The following is a 19,352-nucleotide window of genomic DNA, read 5'->3' on the forward strand; positions in this document are numbered from 1 at the left end:
AAAAACTAGAAATCAATCTAGTTTTTTAGTCCTTTCAATTTGTACCAGCAGTCGTGGTCTTTTCAGAATTTGTATTTCCCGTTGTTCCTTCTGCCGTTGAAGTATTAGAATCTGAAGGAGAGCTTTCTGGGGTTTTAGTAGGCTCAGAAGTCGTTGAAGCTTCAGAAGTTGCTGACGTAGTTGTAGTTGTTGTCGTTGATGGTGCTGTATAAACACTATAAGTCACAGAAATCGTTGCGTCTGGTGAAACAGAGGCCCCAGGCTCTGGTGTGACATTCCAGACATAACCATCTGATTGAGGACTTGTACTTGCTTGCGCTCTAAAGATGATATTATCACCCATTGTGAAGCCAGCTTGCTCCAAAGCCGCACGGTAATCTTGATATGTCATGTAGATTCCATTTGGTTTATAGTCAGGAACTTGAATTTTCTTACCTTTAGATACTTCAAAAGTAATCTTGTCATTACTACTTGTATCAAACTTCTCACCTTTTTTAGGGGTCTGCTTGATAATAATACCCGCAGCATAAGTATCACTTTCGACCTCTTTTTGGACAACTTGATTTTCGCTAATATTAAAGTCCTTCAGTAAGGCCGCCATAGCATCATCAATATCCTCACCAACATAATCATCCATCGTAATCACATTTTCATTTCCAGTGGAAATATATAAATCCACTGAACTCCGTGTGCGTACGGTTGAGCCGCTTGTAGGATTCGTCTTGATTGCTTTACCAGTAGCAACACTTGAACTTTGTTGCTTATGGACAGTACCAACTTCAAGGTTAGCTGCTTTGATTTTCGCTTCTGCTTGTGTTTCTGTGAGATTTGTCACAGAAGGGACTTCAACATTCTTTGGAGATGAGAGCAACCAAGCAGATGCTACCCCAGCAACAACGAGGAGCATAATCAAAGCTAGAACAAGAAGATTTCGCTTGGCTTTTTTCTTTTTGCTCTTTTTAGATTGAGTTTTTTTATTCTCGCCCATCTCTGATGAAGCTGCCACATCATTTCCTTCTTTTTTATCAATCAATGGCTTTGTGTCATAAGGATTGATAAGATTTGCTGGCATTATTTTTGTAGCGTCAGATTCTTTCTTAAAAATAAGCTTAGATTCACCTTTTCGATCCAAACTGATTGACGTTGCCAAATCATTCATCATTTCTTCAACATTAGCATAACGATCCCTGATATCCTTAGCCGTCGCCCAAATGACTACATTTTCTAATGCTTGTGGCACTTCTGGATTGATATTGATGATACTTGGAATATTTTCTTGGAAATGTTTTAAAGCAATAGCGACCGCAGAATCCCCATCAAAAGGAATTTGCCCCGTCAAAAGCTCAAATAAAATAATCCCAATCGCATAAATATCTGACTGCACCGTAGCGTTTGAACCACGCGCCTGCTCTGGTGACAAATAATGCACCGAACCAAACATAGTATTGGTCTGAGTCAAGGACGTTTCGGACAGTGCTTTTGCAATCCCAAAATCCGTTACCTTGACTGTCCCATCTGGCGAAACCAGAACGTTCTGTGGCTTCAAATCACGGTGAATAATTCCGTGTGAATGAGCCATTTCCATTGCCGATAGAATTTCGGTCGTAATTTCAATCGCTTCTTCATTAGAAAATGGCGCTTTTTGAATAATATTTTGCTTTAGCGTTGGCCCATCAACAAATTCCATAACGATGTACTGTTGATTTTCAAATTCACCAACGTCAGAAATTCCGACAATATTAGGATGAGAAAGCTCTGCCATTGCAAACGCCTCCCGTTGAAAACGGGCAATCGCAATATCATCATTTTCAAAATTTGAACGCAAGACTTTAATGGCAACTTTCCGATTACTCAAGAAAGTGTCCTCTCCTTGATAAACGTTAGCCATGCCGCCACGTCCAATTTCCTTGATAATCCGATAACGATCGGCAAAGATTTTACCGATTTGAATCATCAGCTAACCTCCTGAGCTTGTGTCACAACCGCCCCATCAAAATTAACCAGAATCACGGTAATATTATCTGAACCACCGTGTTCATTTGCCAAACGAATCAGAGCTTCGGCCTTATTATCCAAAGTCCAATCTTCACGCGCCAACACTTCCAAAATTTCTGCTGTCGAAACCATATTCGTCAATCCATCAGAGTTCATCAAAATGACATCTCCAACTTGGAGCTGCAAACTTTGAATATCCGCTTGGACTTCATTAGTTTGCCCAAGAGATCGCGTAATAATATTTTTGTTAGGATGAACTTCCGCTTCTTCTTCAGTGATTTGGCCCGCATCAACAAGCTCTTGGACTAACGAATGATCCGTCGTTACCTTGCTCATTTCGCCATCACGTATCAAGTAAGTCCGACTATCACCAACGTGAGACGAAATTGCCAGATTTTCTTGAATGACCAAGGCTTCAAGCGTCGTTCCCATCCCTTGATACTCATCCAGTTTTCCTAGACTTGCAATGTTTTCGTTTTCGTTTCGGATTTGATTACGCAACCAAATTTCGATTGTCGTTTCTGGAGTACCCTCATCAAAAAAAGTTTCTGACCAAAGTTTGCCAAGGTCTTCTACGGTAAGCTTACTCGCTACATTTCCTGCTTTGTGACCACCCATACCATCTGCTAAAAGAAACAAACGATAGCCGGCACGGTTAACATATGTATCGGCATAGTCCTGATTAGTGGTTCTTTTTGAGCCGATATCTGATAAAATACTGTATTCCACTTCTTCTCCTTAAAGAACAAAGTTTTAATAATTCAATGACTTTTTTGCATTTTTTGATTGCTCAATAAACACTTTAAGTAAATTATTTTCTTTTAAATTTCGCAACAAAGAATCCGTCAGTATGATACATTTCCGGTGTGATAAAAATACAACCGTCAGTGATAATGTCTGATTTTTCGTGTGAAATTTCAACTTGCTCAAAATCTGGATGATTTTCGAGGAATTTATGAACAACATCAAAGTTTTCCTCATCAAAAATTGTGCAAGTACTGTATACCATTATACCACTTTTTTTCAAGCTTTTCGAGGCACTATCCAAAATTTCTAACTGAATTGCTTGTAAATCCAAGAAATCCGAATTTTCTTTACGATAACGAATATCTGGTTTCCGACGAATCAAACCAATTCCTGAACAAGGGGCATCAACCAATATACGATCAAATTTTTCTGCCCCGAAGTTTTCATAAATCTCCGTCGCATCCATTTTTTCAGTTCTGATTTTATCTGCAACACCTTGGCGCTCCGCATTTTGCTCAATCAATTCCAACTTGTGCTCATACAAATCAAGTGCTATAATCTGACCCGTTGTCAAATATTGTGCCATATGCGTTGATTTGCCCCCGGGTGCAGCACAGGCATCAAGTATCTCTTCTGTCCCTGTGATTTCCAGTTGCGGTGCAACCAACTGACTTGATTCATCTTGAATCGTAATTCGTCCAGACTGAAATTCTTCTGTGGCCGCAAAATTTCCACTGTCAGCAATAAGCGCTGTTGCTGCTAATTCTGACGGACGCGTTCCGGACAATTCGACAGTTGGATCAAGCTTACGTAAGCTGACGTGACTTGGTTTTTCGAGACTTTCAAGGATTTCCCCTGTTCGTTTTCCACCAAATTGACGTACCATTTTGTCTAACAAAAGTTTTGGCATTGAATACTTCGTTTCCCAATCCTTTGGTTCTTCAAAGCGATGTTCTGAACGCATAAAATTACGTAAAACAGCATTAATAAAATTGGCTGTCGCTTGACCATCTTGACGTTTAGCAATTTTCACCGCTTCATCAACAGCTGCTGAAGTTGGGACTTTATCCATAAATAAAATTTGATAAGCCGTCAATAAAAGTAACATTTTTGCCCAAGGTTTTGGTTGTTTTTTTAAAAAAGGCGTAATATGCCATTCTAATAAATCTTTTTTAGAAACAACACCGTAAACGAGTGCTGTCACAAATCCTTTATCCACCGTAGAAAGTTCCGAATCGCGTAAATTTCGATCGAGTGAGATATTGGCGTAAGCATCATTACCAAAAATATCGTTGAGAATGATGAGAGCAGTTTGTCTTGCATTTTTTTTCATAGAGCTAGTATAACACACCCTAACAATATAATGCAATACGATTTGCTAAACAGGGTGTTTAGCGGTTCTTCAAAAAATGTATTGCAATAAGGTGCAATACATTTCACTCAAAGGCTAGTTAAAATATTTCTTCCAGGTAATCCCTACTATGGGTTCTTGCGTAACTCAAAAATGCTACTGCGCTACATAGAGCCTAGACCGACTAAGCAAAATTACTACTCTTTAAGCTTGAGTTATAAGGGATCTTCTTAATTCTCCTTTAAAAAATACATTACTTCCCAAAAATTCCTGACTAAATTCCAAGTAAATGTTATAATTTACTAAAAATATTTAACAGATTAAGTCGCCATAAATGAGCTTATCTGGCTAATTGTTAGCTCCTTCTTTAGGATTTTTAGGAAAAGTCTACTCAAAAGAATGCAGAAACAACGAACAAAAATATGAGGAGAATTTATGAAAAAATATGATGTCATTAAAACTGTGAGCGGGGAAAATGCCGTTATTATCTTTGGAGAAGAGTCAAATTATAAGCACTGTTGCATTATCAAACTAGAAAATGGCCAATTGGAAGTCATTGATAATAAATCAATCACCCTTATCGAAGTATTTGACGATTCTGAAAATGAACCTTTTTATTAAATGTTATAAAAAAACGGAATAAAAAACTCATCACAAAATGATGAGTTTTTTTCTATTGACCTAGTTTATCTCCAAGCTGGATTTTTTGTCCAAGTCCATTGAGAAAACTTGTGATTTCCATTTGCGGTTTTCCAGCAGGTTGAACTTTGAGGAGTTGTAATGCCCCCGTACCGCAAGCAACAGTAAGTCCTTTTTTAGTTTTTTCAATGATTTCACCAGGCTCACCAGCTCCTGCTGTTTCTCTTGAATCATAAATTTTGAACCGCTCTCCATTCCATGTGCTATGGGCTACTGGGAAAGGATTCATCCCACGAATCTGATTGAAAATCGCTCGTGCTGATTTCGTCCAATCGATTTTTTCTTCTTCCGGAGAAATATTGGGGCTAAAGCTTACTTCCGCTTCATCTTGGGCGATTGGCTGAATCTCGCCAGTGAGATATTTGGGTAAAGTTTCAAGCAATAAATCACGTCCAACTAGAGCAAGTTTTTCAAACATTGTTCCAACATTATCTTCATCAAGAATAGGAATTGAACTTTGCGAAATCATGTCGCCAGCATCCATTTTGCGTACCATTTCCATAATGGTCACACCGGCTTCTTTTTCACCATTCATTATAGCGTAATGAATGGGCGCCCCTCCTCGATATTTTGGCAACAAAGAAGCATGGGTATTGACAGCAAAAGTAACCGCATCAAGCAATTTTCCTGGTAAAAATTGTCCGAAAGCAGCTGTCACAATGCCCACTTCCCCTGATTCAGCTAACGTCATCAACTGAGTCATTTCCAAGGAACCTGATAATTTTTCGGGCTGAAGCACTGGCAAATCAACGCTCAAAGCTAATTCTTTGACTGGAGTCATGCGCAATTCTTGTTTGCGGCCGACTTTACGATCGGGTTGAGTCACGACGGCTAGAATTTCATATTGATTGGAATCAATCAAGCCTTGTAGAACAGTTGCAGCAAATGGTGGTGTTCCCATGAAGATAATTTTTGTTTGTGTCATTGATTTTCAAACTCCTTGATAATGATTTTCTTTTGTTGCATGAGGATTTGGATGGCTTTGTCGCTTTGAGCGAGTAGCTCTCCTAGGTTTTCAGGGATGATTTGCCAAGAAAGACCAAATTTGTCTTTGCACCATCCACATTGTTCGGCTTCGGGAACATGAGAAAGTTTTGCCCAATAGGAATCAATTTCTGCTTGGTCTTTACAAGTGACCGTAAAGCTAATTGCTTCATTAAATTTGAAAAGTGGTCCACCATCGAGGCAGATAAATTTTTCCCCATTGAGTATAAATTCGCCATTGATGATTTTTCCCGCTTGCCCGACAAAATGCTCATCAAGCTTTTCGTCAGGGTAGCGCTCGATTCTTGTGATTTCTGAATTTGGAAAGACAGAAACATAGTAGTTCATCGCTTCTTCGGCATTGTCATCAAACCAGAGGCTTGGAGTAATTTTCGCTTTCATCATTAACCTTCCAATCTTTGTAAATTTCGGCTTTATCCACATGGGGATAATTTTTATTTTCAGCAATTACTTTTTGGATAAGTGGGGAGGAGTTTTCAGGTGAAAATTCTGTCAAGCTTTTCCAGAGTGCTCGGTCAGAATCGTTTTTCCCATCGGCGACAAATTCAGGGAGTTTTTGCGCTTCACGGCTTAATTTGACATCGTAAAGGTTAAAAATGTGATGGGTGAGAACTTGACGTTCTTTTTCGTAAACCCATGCGGAATAAACTCGACTATTAGCACTTGAAACTACTGTAAATCCTGTTTCTTCAAGGACTTCACGCTCAAGGGTTTCTTGCATGGATTCTCCAATTTCTTGTGACCCACCTGGTAAATCGTAGCGATTTTGATAGGGACCAGAATTTTTTTCAATCACAAGCAATTTGCCTGCATCTAGAGCAACAGCGTACACTCCAAAGTGCTTGAGTTTTTGAACGTTCTCAATCATTCTCCTTTCCCGCCTTCATTATGATAAGGGCGAAATTTTTCGTGTTTTTGCTCGAATTCTTGGATTTCAATGATTTGATTTCCCTCAAATTTCACCAGCGAAATGCCGTCAAAAATACTTTCTTTATCCTTATACACACAATGAAAAGTCCAGGGGAAAAATCCTGTATTTCCATCAAAATAAGCATCGTGCACCGTCCAAGATTTTACGCTGTTTTCCACAGGTTCAGTCCAGTGACAAAACCACTTTTCCACTTCTTTTTTCCCCTTGTAGCGTGCGCCGTAGCATTCTGTGTATAAAATATCTTCTGAAAGGGTCGCAAGTAGTTTTTCAGCATCTTTTTCTAACCACGCATCAATTGTACGGTAAAAAAGCTCCTTTTTGGTCATCTTATTTTCCCTTGCTTTCTTTATCAGACAAAATTTTGCGGCTCGCTGTCAATCAGTACCCGCAAATTTTTGTTTTCACGTTGTTGAGTGAGTTCTAGCACTTGATTTAGTGCATTTTCAAGTTGTTCTTCAAAACGATATTTGACCAAAATTTGATAATGAAAAAGATTGTGTGTTCTGGCAATAGGACGGGCAGTGGGGCCCAAAATCTTTGCTTTGGTCGTCAAATTTTGTCTTAGGAGTTGGGCGATTTCATAAGCTTTTTGAATGACTATTTCTTCATTTTGATGAGAAATCAGCACTTGAACAGTGAAATAATAAGGCGGATATGAGAGTTCCTTTCGAAAAGCCATTTCTTTCTCATAAAATTTTTCATAATCTTGAGCCTTGGTGAGTTGAATAGCATAATGATTGGGGTTAAAGGTCTGAATAATCACTTCACCTTTTTTATCCGCTCGTCCAGCTCGTCCAGCGACCTGCATCAAGAGTTCAAAAGCGCGCTCACTGGCACGGAAATCGGGAAGATTGAGTCCTGTGTCTGCATTGATGACGCCAACTAGAGTGACATTAGGAAAATCAAGTCCTTTGGCAATCATTTGCGTGCCAAGTAAAATATCGGCTTCGTGTTTTCCAAATTTGTCCAGAATTTTTTCATGGGCGTTTTTAGTACGCGTCGTGTCTACGTCCATCCGTAAGACACGAGCTTCTGGGAGGATTTTGTGGAGTTCTTCTTCGACTTTTTGGGTGCCTGAGCCGTAATAACGAATCTTGCGAGATTGACAATTGGGACAGGTTTGCGGAATGCCTTGAACGTGTCCACAATAATGACAGTTGAGGGTTCTAGTGTCCATGTGCAAGGTCAGAGAAATGTCACAATTCGGGCAATCAACGACAAAGCCACATTCCCGACACATCACAAAAGAGGAATAACCTCGTCGATTGAGCATGAGAATGATTTGCTCATTTTTTTCTATTTTTTCTTTTATTTTCTGGAGCAGGGTTTGCGAAAAATTGGTCGATTGGTCAGAAATTTCTTGACGCATATCCACAACTTGAATTTCTGGCAAAATTGCTGCTTCATTGGCTCTTTTGGTCAATAGTAGAAGGTCGTAAACACCACGCATGGCCCGCGCTCGCGACTCCAAACTTGGTGTGGCTGATCCTAAAAGAAGCGCCGCGCCATGCCATTTCGCCCGTAAAAGTGCAATGTCTCTGGCATGGTAGCGGGGGCTAGAGTCTTGTTTGTAGCTACTTTCGTGCTCTTCGTCAATAATGATGATCCCTAAGTTTTCCACAGGTGCAAAAATCGCGGAGCGAGCGCCGACAACCACTTGGGCCTGTCCTGATTTGATTTTTCGCCACTCATCGTATTTTTCGCCGTCTGATAGACCCGAGTGCATAATGGCAACTTTGTCACCAAAACGGGCAATGAAACGGTTGGTAATCTGCGGTGTTAGGGAAATTTCTGGGACTAGCATGATGGCTGTCTGCCCTTTTTTTAGAAAATGGTCAATAGTTTGCAGGTAAACCTCTGTTTTTCCAGAGCCTGTGATGCCTTCTAGCAAAAAAGTTCGCTCTGGATTGTGGATAATTTTTTCAAAGGCCTGAGTTTGTTCTGCGTTGAGCTGTTTCGCTTGGTCGCTTTGGATAGCTGCAAATTTTTCTTTCGTGCGCGAAATTTCCACTTCTTCAATTTTGACGAGGTCATGTTCAACAAAAAATTTGATGATTTGAGTTGAAAAATCTAAGGTTTTTAGGGCTATTTTTTCTTGGTTGAGTCGCAAAAGAAAGTATTTCAACTCTAGACGTTTTTTGGCTCTTTTTTCGATTTCAAACTGAGCTAATTTGTCTAAATCTGGTACGCTGAGGTATTTTTCAATTTTTCGATTTTCTTTCGATTTGGCGAGGTATTCAATGCTGATTTCGCCTGCTCGAACGGCTTTTGCTGATGCAATTTTTTGCGCTTCTGTCAGTTCTGACCATTTGCTGCTGCTTCCGTCAGATGCCCGCAAAAGCTTGTCATAATTGGAATTGAGTAGATTGGGCAGCATGGCTTTTAAACAAGAAATCTTGTATGAAAACACGGAATGGCGCATCTCATCTGCCAACCACAACTGCTCTGGAGTGAGCACGGGTTCAGGGTCTAATAATTCAGCAATTGTTTTCAAATTTTCGAGCTGTTCGGACTGCTCAAGCACTTCCACCACAATCCCTTGCACCAAACGATTACCTGTACCAAAGGGCAAATGCACGCGCATCCCCGGCTCAATCAGCTCCGAAAATTCCTGTCCGACGGCATACGAAAAAGCTTTGTCCGTTTGCATCAGTGGGACATCAACAATTACTTTGGCAATTTTCATTAAGCTTTGACCTCCACATTCTTATCTTATTATAACAAAAAAGCGAGTTCCGCGCTTTTTAGCTGTACGATATTTACGTCAGCATTTTCTCTGCGAATTTTGAGTAGGAAATAATTACGTCAGCATTTTCTCTGCGAATTTCGAGCGGGAAATAATTACGTCAGCATTTTCTCTGCGAATTTCGAGCGGGAAATAATTACGTCAGCATTTTCTCTGATATTTTCAAAGAAAAAAAAGCGCTGACGCGCTTGATTTTATTCGGCTGCAGCTGCTTTTGCAGCACGGCTTTTATTTTGTTTTGCTTCTTCTTCGGCTTCTTCTTTAGCGATTTGCTCTTTGATGCGTTGCTCTTTCAATTTCGCTTGCAAACGTTCTAATTCACGTTTTTCCATCAAAGTTTTACGCTTCAGTTCAGGCGCTGGGTGAATTTTCACCGTTCCGTCAGCAATTTCTTCCAAAGATTGCAAGGTGCGTTTTACAGCTTTGAATTCTTGCGTTGGACGTTCTCCATCACGCAATTCATGTGCGCGCTTCGCTTCCAAAACAACCAAAGAATATTTTGATTCCACATGATCCAACAATTTATCAATTGACGGTTCTAACATCATAATGCACTACCTCATTTTCTAAACTTTTCGCACTGACACTACTTCCGTCAGCCTTTTTTCTCTGACAAAAAAATCCGTCAGTATTTTCTCTACACTTTTACATCATCAATCATATGCACATAGCGTTCGATGACACGATCCACTCGATAATGCTCAGCCTCAATGATTTTTTTAACCCGCTTAGCTGCCAAGTCAACCTCATCATTTACAACCGCATAATCATATTCACTCATCAAGCGAATTTCTTCTTTTGCTTTTTCAAGTCGTGATGCAATGACCTCAGCCGAGTCCGTCCCACGTCCAACCAGACGACCACGTAACTCTTCCAAATCTGGCGGAGTCAAGAAGACAAACACACCATCAGGAACTTTTTCCTTCACTTGCAGCGCACCTTGCACTTCAATTTCTAGAAAAACATCCTTGCCTTCGTCCAAAGTCTGATTGACATAAGTCAATGGTGTGCCATAATAATTCCCTACATACTCCGCATATTCCAGCATTTGCCCATTACGAATCATCTCCTCAAACTCGTCACGCGTACGGAAATAATAATCTTTTCCGTCAACTTCACCCGGACGTTGTTTGCGCGTCGTCATCGACACAGAGTATTCAAAATTATTGTCGCTCTCAAAAATTTTCGCACGAACTGTTCCTTTTCCAACCCCAGAAGGTCCAGAAAAAACAATTAATAAACCACGCTCACGCATCTCGTCCTCCGATATCTTTTTTTAAATTTAGCTTCGATCAATCAATGATTAAATCTATTTTAGCAGAAAGCCCAGCCAAAAGCCAGTTTTTGTAACGAAAAAGAAACCAATTGATATGTTTAAGTTACATTTCGGTTTTCACAAACAAAAAAACTCCCCGAAGGGAATTTTTTTATTTCGCATAATCAACCGCACGAGTTTCACGAATTACCGTAATTTTGATATTACCTGGGTAATCCATCTCATTCTCAATTCGATTTTTAATGTCACGTGCAAGCACTGTCATCTTATCATCGGTTAAGCGATCTGGTTTGACCATCACACGAATCTCACGACCCGCTTGCAAAGCAAATGCTGTATCAACACCCTCAAAGCTTGTTGAGATTGCTTCAAGATCCTTAAGACGCTTGATGTAATTCTCAATTGACTCACGGCGCGCACCAGGGCGAGCGGCAGACAAGGCATCTGCTGCGGCAACAAGCACAGCAATGTTGCTCAGTGGCTCTGTATCCCCATGGTGGCTAGCAATGGTATTGATAACAATTGGATTTTCCTTATACTTACGAGCAAGTTCAGTTCCGATTTCAACGTGACTTCCCTCAACTTCGTGGTCAAGAGCTTTACCAATATCATGCAAGAAACCAGCACGTTTAGCAAGTGAGACATTCTCACCCATTTCGCCTGCCAAGTTTCCAGCAATATTGGCCACTTCAACCGAGTGATCCAATACATTTTGACCATAAGACGTCCGGAAATGTAAACGTCCCATAATCTTCATCAAGTCAGGATGCAAATTGTGCGCTCCCACCTCAAATGCTGCCTGTTCACCATATTCACGCATCTTATGGTCAAGCGTCTTACGATTTTTCTCAACCAATTCTTCAATACGAGCTGGGTGAATACGACCATCTTGAACCAATTGTTCAAGCGTCATCCGAGCGATTTCTCGACGAATCGGATCAAAACCAGACAAGACCACTGCTTCTGGCGTGTCATCAATGATGACATCAATCCCAGTCAACGCTTCAAAAGTACGAATATTTCGACCTTCACGACCAATAATTCGACCTTTCATTCCATCATCTGGCAAACTCACAACCGAAACCGTTTGTTCTGCTACAGAATCTGACGAAACACGTTGAATAGCCAGCGAAATAATATTTTTTGCACGTTTATCCGCTTCAGCGTGAGCTTTTTCCTCACTTTGACGAATAATTTGAGCCATTTCCTTAGTCAAACCATCACGTGTTTCACTTAAGATAATTTCTCTGGCATCATCCGTGTTCAAGTTTGAAATCCGTTCCAACTCCAGACGTTTCTTTTCTTCAATATGCGTTAATTTTTCTTCGCGCTTATTGAGCGTATCGGTCTTTCTAACGAGATTTTCTTCTTTAGAATCTAAGTTTTCTTCTTTTTTCGTCAAGGTATCATCCTTGCGATCCAAGATTTCTTCACGTTGTTTTAGGCGTTTTTCAGTCTCCTTTAACTCCTGACGTTCTTGCTTAAATTCATCTTCGATTTCACGACGTTGCTTTTGTTCTTCTTCACGAAGGGTGTAACGGGCTTCTTTTTTGAAAGCTTCCGCCTCCAATTTTACAGACTCCGCTTCACGTTTAGCACTCGCCATCACCTCATTTGCTTTATTTTCCGCCTCAGAAAAAAGAGATTCAGCATCCTGCTTATTTTTCTTAATACTTTGAGCGTAAAAAATAAAAGCGACAACCAATACAACCAATAAGACCAAGAGAACGATAGAAATAATGTTCATTAGTCTCCTCTAAAGTCAGGTCTACTGCGGTTCAATAGCCCTAACAGTTTGATTATAAATTAGTATATTTTGCACAGCAAAATACTCATTCATTATACCATTTTAAGCTTGATTATTCAAATAATGATTGTGGGCGTTTTCAAAATCAATCGTGAACAACAAACAACTTTCTTCAACTAATTTTCCAACAAGGCCGCTGCTTCTTCATCTAAAATAAAGGTAATATTAGGATGTGTGCGCAAAATCGAAGCTGGAACTTCTTCAGTAATTGGCCCTTCTAAAACTTTCTTCATAATTTCTGCTTTTGACTTCCCATTTGCAAAAACGAGGAGCTGCTTACTTGCTAAAATCGTCCGTGGCCCGAAAGTTACATAAGGTGAGGCAGGTTCTTTATCTGTCAAATGAGTAATCGCTGTATACAGTCCATCTCCCTTTTCAAAAGAAACCGCAAACGTTTCGCGATCAAAGCTGGTGTAGCCAGGCATATTGGCACAAAAATGTCCATCACTCCCAACCCCCATCACAACCAAATCTAATCCCCCATCCTGTAGAATTTTTTGGTCATAAGCTTGATTATTTTCCGCCGTTAATTCATGCAAATTACCATGATCAATATGCACCTGGTCATAAAAGGCAGTGTTCAAGGCGCTCATCGTCACCCCATAGCGTTCCCCCACAAGAGGGATTTCATCGAAATTATAATAATGAACAGTAGAACGGTCAAAATCCATTTTTTGAAGTTTATCAATAAGAATTTCATACATTCCAACTGGCGTATTACCAGCGGTAAGTGACAGATTCACGCGCTTTGGTAGCATCATCTTTTCCAGGACAATAGCTGCGGCAAGCTCACTCATAGTGGCGTAATCTTTGGTGATGATTTTTTTCATAGAAGCTCCTTTTCTTGTTCTTACTTCTATTTTACAAGATTACGTATTCTATTTAAAGCGATTCCACTCGTTGAAAATAAAAAAAGCGGAAATCCGCTTTTTTTTATTTTCCTAGAGCTGCTTTAAGTGCTTCAACTTTATTCGTTTGTTCCCATGGAAGTTCAACATCTGTACGACCGAAGTGTCCGTAAGCTGCGGTTTGTCCATAAATTGGGCGGAGCAAATCAAGCATTTTGATAATTCCTGCTGGGCGAAGATCAAAGACCTTACGGATAGCTGCCAGTAACTCATCATCTGAAACTTTACCCGTCCCAAATGTATCAACGTTGATTGATGTTGGCGTAGCCACACCAATCGCATATGAAAGTTGAATTTGAGCTTTGTCAGCAAGTCCAGCAGCGACAATATTTTTAGCCACATAACGTGCCGCATAAGAGGCTGAACGGTCAACTTTTGTCGCATCTTTACCAGAGAAAGCACCGCCACCGTGTGGCGCATATCCCCCGTAAGTATCCACAATAATCTTACGCCCAGTCAAACCTGAGTCGCCTTGTGGCCCTCCAATAACGAAACGGCCTGTTGGGTTGATGAAATATTTCGTTTCATCGTCCAAAAGTTCAGCTGGAATCACGGCCTTGATGACTTTGTTAATAACATCATCGTGGATTTGTTCATTTGTTGCAGATGCTGCGTGCTGAGTTGAGATAACGACAGTGTCGATGCGTTGTGCTTTACCTTTGTCATCATATTCAACGGTAACTTGTGATTTTGCATCAGGACGCAAGTATGAAATTTCTCCAGATTTACGCAAATCCGCTAATTTCTTAACTAATTGATGTGACAATGCAATTGCAAGTGGCATATATTCAGCTGTTTCGTTCGTTGCAAAGCCAAACATCATCCCTTGGTCACCAGCACCAATCAAATCAAGTGGATCAATGGCGTTTCCGTCTTTATCTCGCACTTCTTCGGCTTCGTTAACCCCTTGGGCGATGTCGGCTGATTGTTCCACAAGTGAAACATGAACACCAACTGATTTGTAATCAAAACCATTTTCGCTATCGGTATAACCGATTTTTTTAATCGTATCACGAACGACTTGAGCGATATCCACATAAGCAGTTGTTGAGATTTCACCAAAGACACTTACTGTTCCTGTGTAAACAACTGTTTCACAAGCAACGTGTGCGGTTGGATCCTGCGCAACAATGGCATCAAGGATAGCGTCTGAGATTTGGTCTGCGACTTTGTCGGGATGACCTTCTGAAACTGATTCTGATGTAAATAAATGTTTTTCTGACATTTTGTAATTTCCCCTTATTTTCAGTAGTTTGTAAGAGTTCAAAAGCTACTTATCAAACAAACTGAGTCATTTTGATTTTCGGTTACAGGCAATGAGCGAATTAGCTTCGCTAGGATTTTGCAATCCAACCATCGGAAATTGTAACTTCTTTATTTTAGCACAATTCTTAGGCTTTGTTGTGTTTTGAATTTTACGATTTAAAATTTAAAAGTCGGCCTTTGTCATATAAGAACGTGAAAGCGGCAATCCTTGCCCTGATGCTCCTTTAGTCAATAAGAATTGAATCACGTCAATATTTCCGGCTTCAAAACTAGCGGCACAAGCTTGCAGATACATCGTCCACATTCTAGCAAAGGGTTTACCCATTGATTCTACCACTTCATCAAAGACTTTCAGATAATTTTCATTCCAAATTTCGAGCGTTTTTTGGTAATGGCGGCGCAAAGGCTCAATATCATCGACTTGGAGATGAGCGGTCATGATATGGTCAATATTTTCTGAGATATTTGGAATATATCCCCCAGGAAAAATGTATTTTTCGATGAACGGATCCACTCCAGCACCTCGGTGTTGACCTGTAATACCATGGATAAGCGCACGACCATTGGGTTTGAGGTAGTCATAAACTTTTTGGAAGTACATCTCCAAATTTTCTTTACCGACGTGTTCAAACATTCCGACTGAGGTGATGTAATCAAACTCACCTTCTTTAAGGTCCCGATAATCCATCAAGAAGACTTTAACCTTATCTTGAAGTCCCAAATCTTCCGCTTTTTTGCGAACATAGTAATATTGTTCTTCAGAGAGGGTCACCCCCACTGTTTCCAGACCATATTCTTGGGCGGCAGTAAAAATCAGCGTCCCCCAACCACAACCAATATCAAGCAGGCGATTACCTGGTGTGCTGTGTAATTTGTCTAAAATATGATGAACTTTCGCGACTTGTGCTTCTTCGAGGGTCATATTTTCATGGGCAAAATAGGCACATGAATAGGTCATCGTCGAATCAAGCCATTTTTTATAGAAATCATTTCCGATATCATAATGACTGTGAATATCCGCACGTGATTGTTTTTGAGAGTGATTGCCTAAAAGTTTTACCATTGATTTGGCAAAACCAGATTGATCCGTCAAAAAACTTCCAGATTTACGGTAGGCTGAGCTGACTAACTCTTGAATACTGCCTTCAATTTCGATTTCTTCGTTCATGTAAGCTTCGGCGAGTACCAAAGTTGGCATCGAGGAGAGGTCGCTAAATGAAAATTTTTTGTTAAAAGTGATATGCGCTTGGCTTTCGCCTTCGCCGTATTTTTCTGTTTTTCCGTCCCAATAGGTGACTGTGATTGGAATGTCAAAGGCTGCTGCAAGTGCTTTGTTCAAGACTGTTTTTTCAAATACCAAGTTATTTTTTCCCTTTCCTAACGTTATACTATTAAAACTATACTCCGTAGAACAGGGATTGTCAAATAGTTGAAATCTTATATTTTCTGAAAATTTTTGCTATTCCTTAGCGGGAAAACGTTGACATTTCAAGACTGACTTTGTCTTTTGGAAAATTGATGAGCTACTAAAAATAGTGAATTTTTTAACTAGAGCAAATAAAAATATTTTGCTATAATAAAAAAATGAGTGACAAATTAGAAAAAAGTATTATCTTACAGAAAAATCCTTGGTTGTCGGATGTAAAAATTGTGGCAGAATCAGAATCAACGCAGCTTGACGCCAAGTTGGATGGGCAGGAAAATTGTCTCTATTTGACCGAACAGCAAAAGGCGACTTATGGACGGTTCGGACGCCAATATTTTGCGGCAGAATCTGGCGGAATCTACATGAGTTTATTGATCAAGCCTGAAATGATTGCGGGAAAAATGCCTGAATACACCCTGCTGACAGCGGCGGCGGTCGTTTCTGCTATTGAAAAATTGACTTCTAAAAAACCTTTAATCAAATGGGTCAATGACCTTTATTTGGCAGATAAAAAATTTGTGGGAATTTTGGCGGAAGCAAACTTTTCAGCAACTACTACACCGCAGGTTGTGATTGGTGTGGGAATCAATTTTTCAATTTCTGACTTCCCTGAGGAACTCGCAAATAAAGCGACTTCTTTGTTCGTTGATGAGGCGCCAACGCTCACACGTTCAGAGTTAATTGCTGAGATTTGGGCGGAATTTCAACGATTGTCCAATGGAGCGTTTTTTGATATCTATAAATCGCATTCTTTCATTTTGGGGAAAGAAGTGAGTTTTTTTCAAAATGAAACACTCTTTTCTGGCCAAGCACTTGATTTGACTGAAGCTGGCGAATTAGTCGTTGAACTGGCAAATGGTGAACGTAAAATTTTGTCGAGTGGCGAAATTTCATTAAAAAAATGGACTTGATGACAAGTCCATTTTTTGCAATTTATTATTATATAGGAGGCCAGTTTTAGGTCATGGAGGACCTGTTTTCAATACAAGTTCTGCAGGTTGAACGCAGATGGTGTAAAATTTAATGGTGTCAGTATTTTTTGCGAAAGTTGAATTCCGTCAGTGATTTCTCTGACCAAATTCAATTACGTCAGCATTTTCTCTATAAAATTTGATGCCGTCAGTGATTTTTCTGAGTTTTAGAAGTCTGACCAGTCATCTTCAGTTTCTTTGATGATTGGCTCTGCCTCTTTCATTTTACGCTTTGAATTGCCTTCTGGTGCGTCCCAAGGATTGTTCCAGTCAGTATTTTGACCTTTTTGATCAAATTTTCTCTCGTAATTTTGCGCCCATTTATCCATTTTATCTGCATAACGGTCTGACCAGCGATCCATTTTTTCGTCGAAATGTTGTGCTTTACGTTGCCATTTTTCTTGATAGTCGCCTTGATAATCATCATAATGCCGCGATTCTCTATCATTTGGCATAATCCAACTTGCTACAAAGTAAAGTGGAATCAAGCCGCCCCAGCTTCCAAAAGCCAGCACGACAAAGAGAATCCGTAGTAAAGTGACGATATCTCGTCCCCAACCGAAATATTCACAAATCCCAGCAATAACCCCACTAACTCGTCGGTTTGTTCTTGATTTTGTTAATTGTCTTTTAGACATTTTTTATCCTTCCCTTAGAAAATTAAAATCTATGCTTGCTTTGGCGTCATGAGTACACTGGCAATCACATAAACGATGAACAAGGTTCCCCAACTTCCGAAAACACCAAGCACAATCAGAACTCGAATAATATTGATTAACAAGCGGCTCAAGCCAAAGTATTCTCCAAGTCCTCCAATGGTTCCTGCAATTACACGATTGTTAGTTGATCTTCTTAGTTGTTTTTTAGCCATTCTTCATCTTTCTTGATTTATTTTTATTAAATAACTTACGTCAGCAAATTCTCTTGCTTAATCTTCCTCAGTATCAACGTCTTTAAGCCAAATTGTTCCTGATTTTGTTTCAAATTCAAAAGTCAGTGCTTCGTCGCCTTGACGAACAATTGCCGCCCCATTGCGTCCTGCTTCAAACGGTGTATCCAGCGCCAAGCGTGTCTTATATCCCCCAAAAATGGTACGAACATGACCAACCAGTCCTAATTTTTCTGGCACTGAGACTTTGATATCCCCATTAACATTTTTGATGTTTAATTGGCGAGCTTTTCCTGCTTTTTCTGTAAGCAAAATATTTCCGTTCACCAAACTCACATCACCAGAATTAAAGGCTGTCGTAATGCGAATATTTCCATTCACCCCAGCAAGATCAAGCTCGCCTGTTGCTCCACCTAAAACTTTGATTTCGCCATTTTTATTGTTAATTTCGAGCTTATCACTCGTTGTTTCAACAATTTCAGCAACTCCGTTAATCAGATTGATGTCCAATTTTTCAGCTGAAATTTTTTCAATTTTAAGGTCGGCGTGTGGGGCATTGATTTCGATATTTTCGTAATCTTTAGCTGGCAAATAAAGTTCAATATTTGCAGAAACACGTCCATTTGTTTCGATTTCTAAAACATTGTCAATCACTTCAAGCTTTGTTTTTTCAGCCAGATAAGCAGCAACATTTCCTTCATCAACTGCACCGTAAACTCTGTATTCAACTTTTACATGAGCATTTTCACCTGGTAAAATCACAATTTTTCCACTTTTGACATTCAAATCAAGCTTACTGAAATCTTCGTCGATATCTTTTTCCACAAGATGAGAAGTTGATTTCACTTTTGGAAAGCCATTTGAAAAGTCAATATTGTCATCTACTGATTTCGCTACCCCTTGGAAAATTTCTTTTCCTCGAGCAAACAAAGTTTCTGCAACATTTTTCATTGCGTCTGGAAAATCGACGTCGTGGTTGACATAACCTTCCTTATCAGTAGACGAAAATTCTTTTTCATTTTTCTCTGGCTCTGCATCTGCCGCTTCAGAAAAAGCTCCCGTTCCATTTTTTTCCAACAATTCAAGCGCCTCATCTTCTGTGATAATTCCACGACGCATCAAATCCATAATTCTATCTTTTTTGTTAGCCATTTTATTTTAATCCTTTCTTGCTGATTAAGCATTACAATTCTTAAACTTTTTTAGAGAGGTTTTTCTTAACCTCGTACCCTTATTATCTCAAACTTTTTACCAAAAAAAATCAGCCCAAAGACTGATTTTTCAAATGTTTTTCTCAAATCATTTACTTGTCTACAAAAAATATTTTTTTTTGCT

Annotated in this window: 19 protein-coding genes; 2 read left to right on the top strand and 17 right to left on the bottom strand. The window is 39.7% G+C overall.

The annotated features are described in order from the left end of the window. Positions 1–34 precede the first annotated feature (34 nt). The 3 genes from pknB to rsmB all read right to left on the bottom strand — a co-directional run bounded on the left by pknB (position 35) and on the right by rsmB (position 4,075). Positions 35–1,954 carry a Stk1 family PASTA domain-containing Ser/Thr kinase gene (gene pknB, locus EQJ87_RS06250; protein ID WP_130123818.1) on the bottom strand — a complete coding sequence of 640 codons (1,920 nt, stop codon included), beginning with the start codon at positions 1,952–1,954 and terminating at the stop codon, positions 35–37. Continuing rightward, a complete protein-coding gene (locus EQJ87_RS06255; protein ID WP_130123819.1) occupies positions 1,954–2,724 on the bottom strand; it encodes a Stp1/IreP family PP2C-type Ser/Thr phosphatase in 771 nt (256 codons plus the stop codon). Before EQJ87_RS06255 ends, pknB begins: the two co-directional genes overlap by 1 nt. 82 nt (positions 2,725–2,806) lie before the next feature. Beyond that, positions 2,807–4,075: a 16S rRNA (cytosine(967)-C(5))-methyltransferase RsmB gene (gene rsmB, locus EQJ87_RS06260; RefSeq protein WP_130123820.1), complete on the bottom strand. Its 1,269-nt coding sequence runs from the start codon at positions 4,073–4,075 to the stop codon at positions 2,807–2,809. A gap of 453 nt (positions 4,076–4,528) precedes the next feature. Here rsmB and EQJ87_RS06265 point away from each other — a divergent pair, with 453 nt between their 5' ends. Then, entirely contained in the window at positions 4,529–4,714 is a 186-nt protein-coding gene (locus EQJ87_RS06265; protein WP_130123821.1) for a bacteriocin, read from the top strand. Positions 4,715–4,766: 52 nt separating this feature from the next. Here EQJ87_RS06265 and fmt read toward each other — a convergent pair whose 3' ends face one another. The 11 genes from fmt to EQJ87_RS06320 all read right to left on the bottom strand — a co-directional run bounded on the left by fmt (position 4,767) and on the right by EQJ87_RS06320 (position 16,091). Further along, positions 4,767–5,717: a methionyl-tRNA formyltransferase gene (gene fmt / locus EQJ87_RS06270; RefSeq protein WP_130123822.1), complete on the bottom strand. Its 951-nt coding sequence runs from the start codon at positions 5,715–5,717 to the stop codon at positions 4,767–4,769. Then, positions 5,714–6,181 (bottom strand): VOC family protein, encoded by a 468-nt coding sequence (locus tag EQJ87_RS06275; RefSeq protein ID WP_223804511.1) that lies wholly within the window; start codon positions 6,179–6,181, stop codon positions 5,714–5,716. The genes fmt and EQJ87_RS06275 overlap by 4 nt, the downstream gene beginning before the upstream one ends. Next, positions 6,144–6,665, bottom strand: a complete 522-nt coding sequence (locus EQJ87_RS06280) for an NUDIX hydrolase (protein WP_130123823.1) — start codon at positions 6,663–6,665, stop codon at positions 6,144–6,146. Before EQJ87_RS06280 ends, EQJ87_RS06275 begins: the two co-directional genes overlap by 38 nt. Continuing rightward, complete coding sequence (locus EQJ87_RS06285; RefSeq protein ID WP_130123824.1) at positions 6,662–7,054, bottom strand: nuclear transport factor 2 family protein; 393 nt, start codon at positions 7,052–7,054, stop codon at positions 6,662–6,664. Before EQJ87_RS06285 ends, EQJ87_RS06280 begins: the two co-directional genes overlap by 4 nt. Positions 7,055–7,077: 23 nt before the next feature. Beyond that, positions 7,078–9,414 (bottom strand): primosomal protein N', encoded by a 2,337-nt coding sequence (locus tag EQJ87_RS06290; RefSeq protein WP_130123825.1) that lies wholly within the window; start codon positions 9,412–9,414, stop codon positions 7,078–7,080. A gap of 254 nt (positions 9,415–9,668) precedes the next feature. Continuing rightward, on the bottom strand, positions 9,669–10,022 hold the full coding sequence (gene rpoZ, locus EQJ87_RS06295; RefSeq protein ID WP_130123826.1) for a DNA-directed RNA polymerase subunit omega: 354 nt from the start codon (positions 10,020–10,022) through the stop codon (positions 9,669–9,671). Between the two features lie 89 nt (positions 10,023–10,111). Beyond that, a complete protein-coding gene (gene gmk, locus EQJ87_RS06300; protein WP_130123827.1) occupies positions 10,112–10,729 on the bottom strand; it encodes a guanylate kinase in 618 nt (205 codons plus the stop codon). A 172-nt stretch (positions 10,730–10,901) separates the two neighbouring features. Continuing rightward, a complete protein-coding gene (rny, locus tag EQJ87_RS06305) occupies positions 10,902–12,497 on the bottom strand; it encodes a ribonuclease Y (RefSeq protein WP_130123828.1) in 1,596 nt (531 codons plus the stop codon). A 176-nt stretch (positions 12,498–12,673) separates the two neighbouring features. Beyond that, entirely contained in the window at positions 12,674–13,387 is a 714-nt protein-coding gene (locus EQJ87_RS06310; protein ID WP_130123829.1) for a glucosamine-6-phosphate deaminase, read from the bottom strand. Positions 13,388–13,490: 103 nt separating this feature from the next. Beyond that, positions 13,491–14,690: a methionine adenosyltransferase gene (metK, locus tag EQJ87_RS06315; RefSeq protein WP_130123830.1), complete on the bottom strand. Its 1,200-nt coding sequence runs from the start codon at positions 14,688–14,690 to the stop codon at positions 13,491–13,493. A gap of 204 nt (positions 14,691–14,894) precedes the next feature. Next, positions 14,895–16,091 carry an SAM-dependent methyltransferase gene (locus tag EQJ87_RS06320; RefSeq protein WP_130123831.1) on the bottom strand — a complete coding sequence of 399 codons (1,197 nt, stop codon included), beginning with the start codon at positions 16,089–16,091 and terminating at the stop codon, positions 14,895–14,897. 224 nt (positions 16,092–16,315) lie between these two features. Between EQJ87_RS06320 and EQJ87_RS06325 the strand changes: the two genes are divergently transcribed. Then, positions 16,316–17,068: a biotin--[acetyl-CoA-carboxylase] ligase gene (locus tag EQJ87_RS06325; RefSeq protein ID WP_130123832.1), complete on the top strand. Its 753-nt coding sequence runs from the start codon at positions 16,316–16,318 to the stop codon at positions 17,066–17,068. Positions 17,069–17,295: 227 nt separating this feature from the next. Here the strand turns inward: EQJ87_RS06325 and EQJ87_RS06330 are convergent, their stop codons facing one another. Genes EQJ87_RS06330 through EQJ87_RS06340 form a run of 3 tightly spaced genes read right to left on the bottom strand, consistent with a single transcriptional unit; the run spans position 17,296 to position 19,169 of the window. After that, entirely contained in the window at positions 17,296–17,766 is a 471-nt protein-coding gene (locus tag EQJ87_RS06330) for a PspC domain-containing protein (RefSeq protein ID WP_130123833.1), read from the bottom strand. A gap of 29 nt (positions 17,767–17,795) precedes the next feature. Further along, on the bottom strand, positions 17,796–17,999 hold the full coding sequence (locus tag EQJ87_RS06335; RefSeq protein ID WP_130123834.1) for a PspC domain-containing protein: 204 nt from the start codon (positions 17,997–17,999) through the stop codon (positions 17,796–17,798). Positions 18,000–18,056: 57 nt separating this feature from the next. After that, positions 18,057–19,169, bottom strand: coding sequence for a DUF4097 family beta strand repeat-containing protein (locus EQJ87_RS06340; protein ID WP_130123835.1), 1,113 nt, complete (start codon positions 19,167–19,169; stop codon positions 18,057–18,059). Between the last annotated feature and the right edge of the window lie 183 nt (positions 19,170–19,352).

It is taken from the genome of Lactococcus sp. S-13 (assembly GCF_004210295.1).
In the GTDB taxonomy this organism is placed as follows: Bacteria; Bacillota; Bacilli; order Lactobacillales; family Streptococcaceae; genus Lactococcus.

What these genes read in the sequence shown, in the direction of transcription:
- pknB (WP_130123818.1), bottom strand. Translation starts at nt 1,954, where the DNA reads ATGATTCAAATCGGTAAAATCTTTGCCGATCGTTATCGGATTATCAAG.
- rsmB (WP_130123820.1), bottom strand. Translation starts at nt 4,075, where the DNA reads ATGAAAAAAAATGCAAGACAAACTGCTCTCATCATTCTCAACGATATT.
- EQJ87_RS06265 (WP_130123821.1), top strand. Translation starts at nt 4,529, where the DNA reads ATGAAAAAATATGATGTCATTAAAACTGTGAGCGGGGAAAATGCCGTT.
- fmt (WP_130123822.1), bottom strand. Translation starts at nt 5,717, where the DNA reads ATGACACAAACAAAAATTATCTTCATGGGAACACCACCATTTGCTGCA.
- EQJ87_RS06275 (WP_223804511.1), bottom strand. Translation starts at nt 6,181, where the DNA reads ATGATGAAAGCGAAAATTACTCCAAGCCTCTGGTTTGATGACAATGCC.
- EQJ87_RS06280 (WP_130123823.1), bottom strand. Translation starts at nt 6,665, where the DNA reads ATGATTGAGAACGTTCAAAAACTCAAGCACTTTGGAGTGTACGCTGTT.
- EQJ87_RS06285 (WP_130123824.1), bottom strand. Translation starts at nt 7,054, where the DNA reads ATGACCAAAAAGGAGCTTTTTTACCGTACAATTGATGCGTGGTTAGAA.
- EQJ87_RS06290 (WP_130123825.1), bottom strand. Translation starts at nt 9,414, where the DNA reads ATGAAAATTGCCAAAGTAATTGTTGATGTCCCACTGATGCAAACGGAC.
- rpoZ (WP_130123826.1), bottom strand. Translation starts at nt 10,022, where the DNA reads ATGATGTTAGAACCGTCAATTGATAAATTGTTGGATCATGTGGAATCA.
- gmk (WP_130123827.1), bottom strand. Translation starts at nt 10,729, where the DNA reads ATGCGTGAGCGTGGTTTATTAATTGTTTTTTCTGGACCTTCTGGGGTT.
- rny (WP_130123828.1), bottom strand. Translation starts at nt 12,497, where the DNA reads ATGAACATTATTTCTATCGTTCTCTTGGTCTTATTGGTTGTATTGGTT.
- EQJ87_RS06310 (WP_130123829.1), bottom strand. Translation starts at nt 13,387, where the DNA reads ATGAAAAAAATCATCACCAAAGATTACGCCACTATGAGTGAGCTTGCC.
- metK (WP_130123830.1), bottom strand. Translation starts at nt 14,690, where the DNA reads ATGTCAGAAAAACATTTATTTACATCAGAATCAGTTTCAGAAGGTCAT.
- EQJ87_RS06325 (WP_130123832.1), top strand. Translation starts at nt 16,316, where the DNA reads ATGAGTGACAAATTAGAAAAAAGTATTATCTTACAGAAAAATCCTTGG.
- EQJ87_RS06330 (WP_130123833.1), bottom strand. Translation starts at nt 17,766, where the DNA reads ATGTCTAAAAGACAATTAACAAAATCAAGAACAAACCGACGAGTTAGT.
- EQJ87_RS06335 (WP_130123834.1), bottom strand. Translation starts at nt 17,999, where the DNA reads ATGGCTAAAAAACAACTAAGAAGATCAACTAACAATCGTGTAATTGCA.
- EQJ87_RS06340 (WP_130123835.1), bottom strand. Translation starts at nt 19,169, where the DNA reads ATGGCTAACAAAAAAGATAGAATTATGGATTTGATGCGTCGTGGAATT.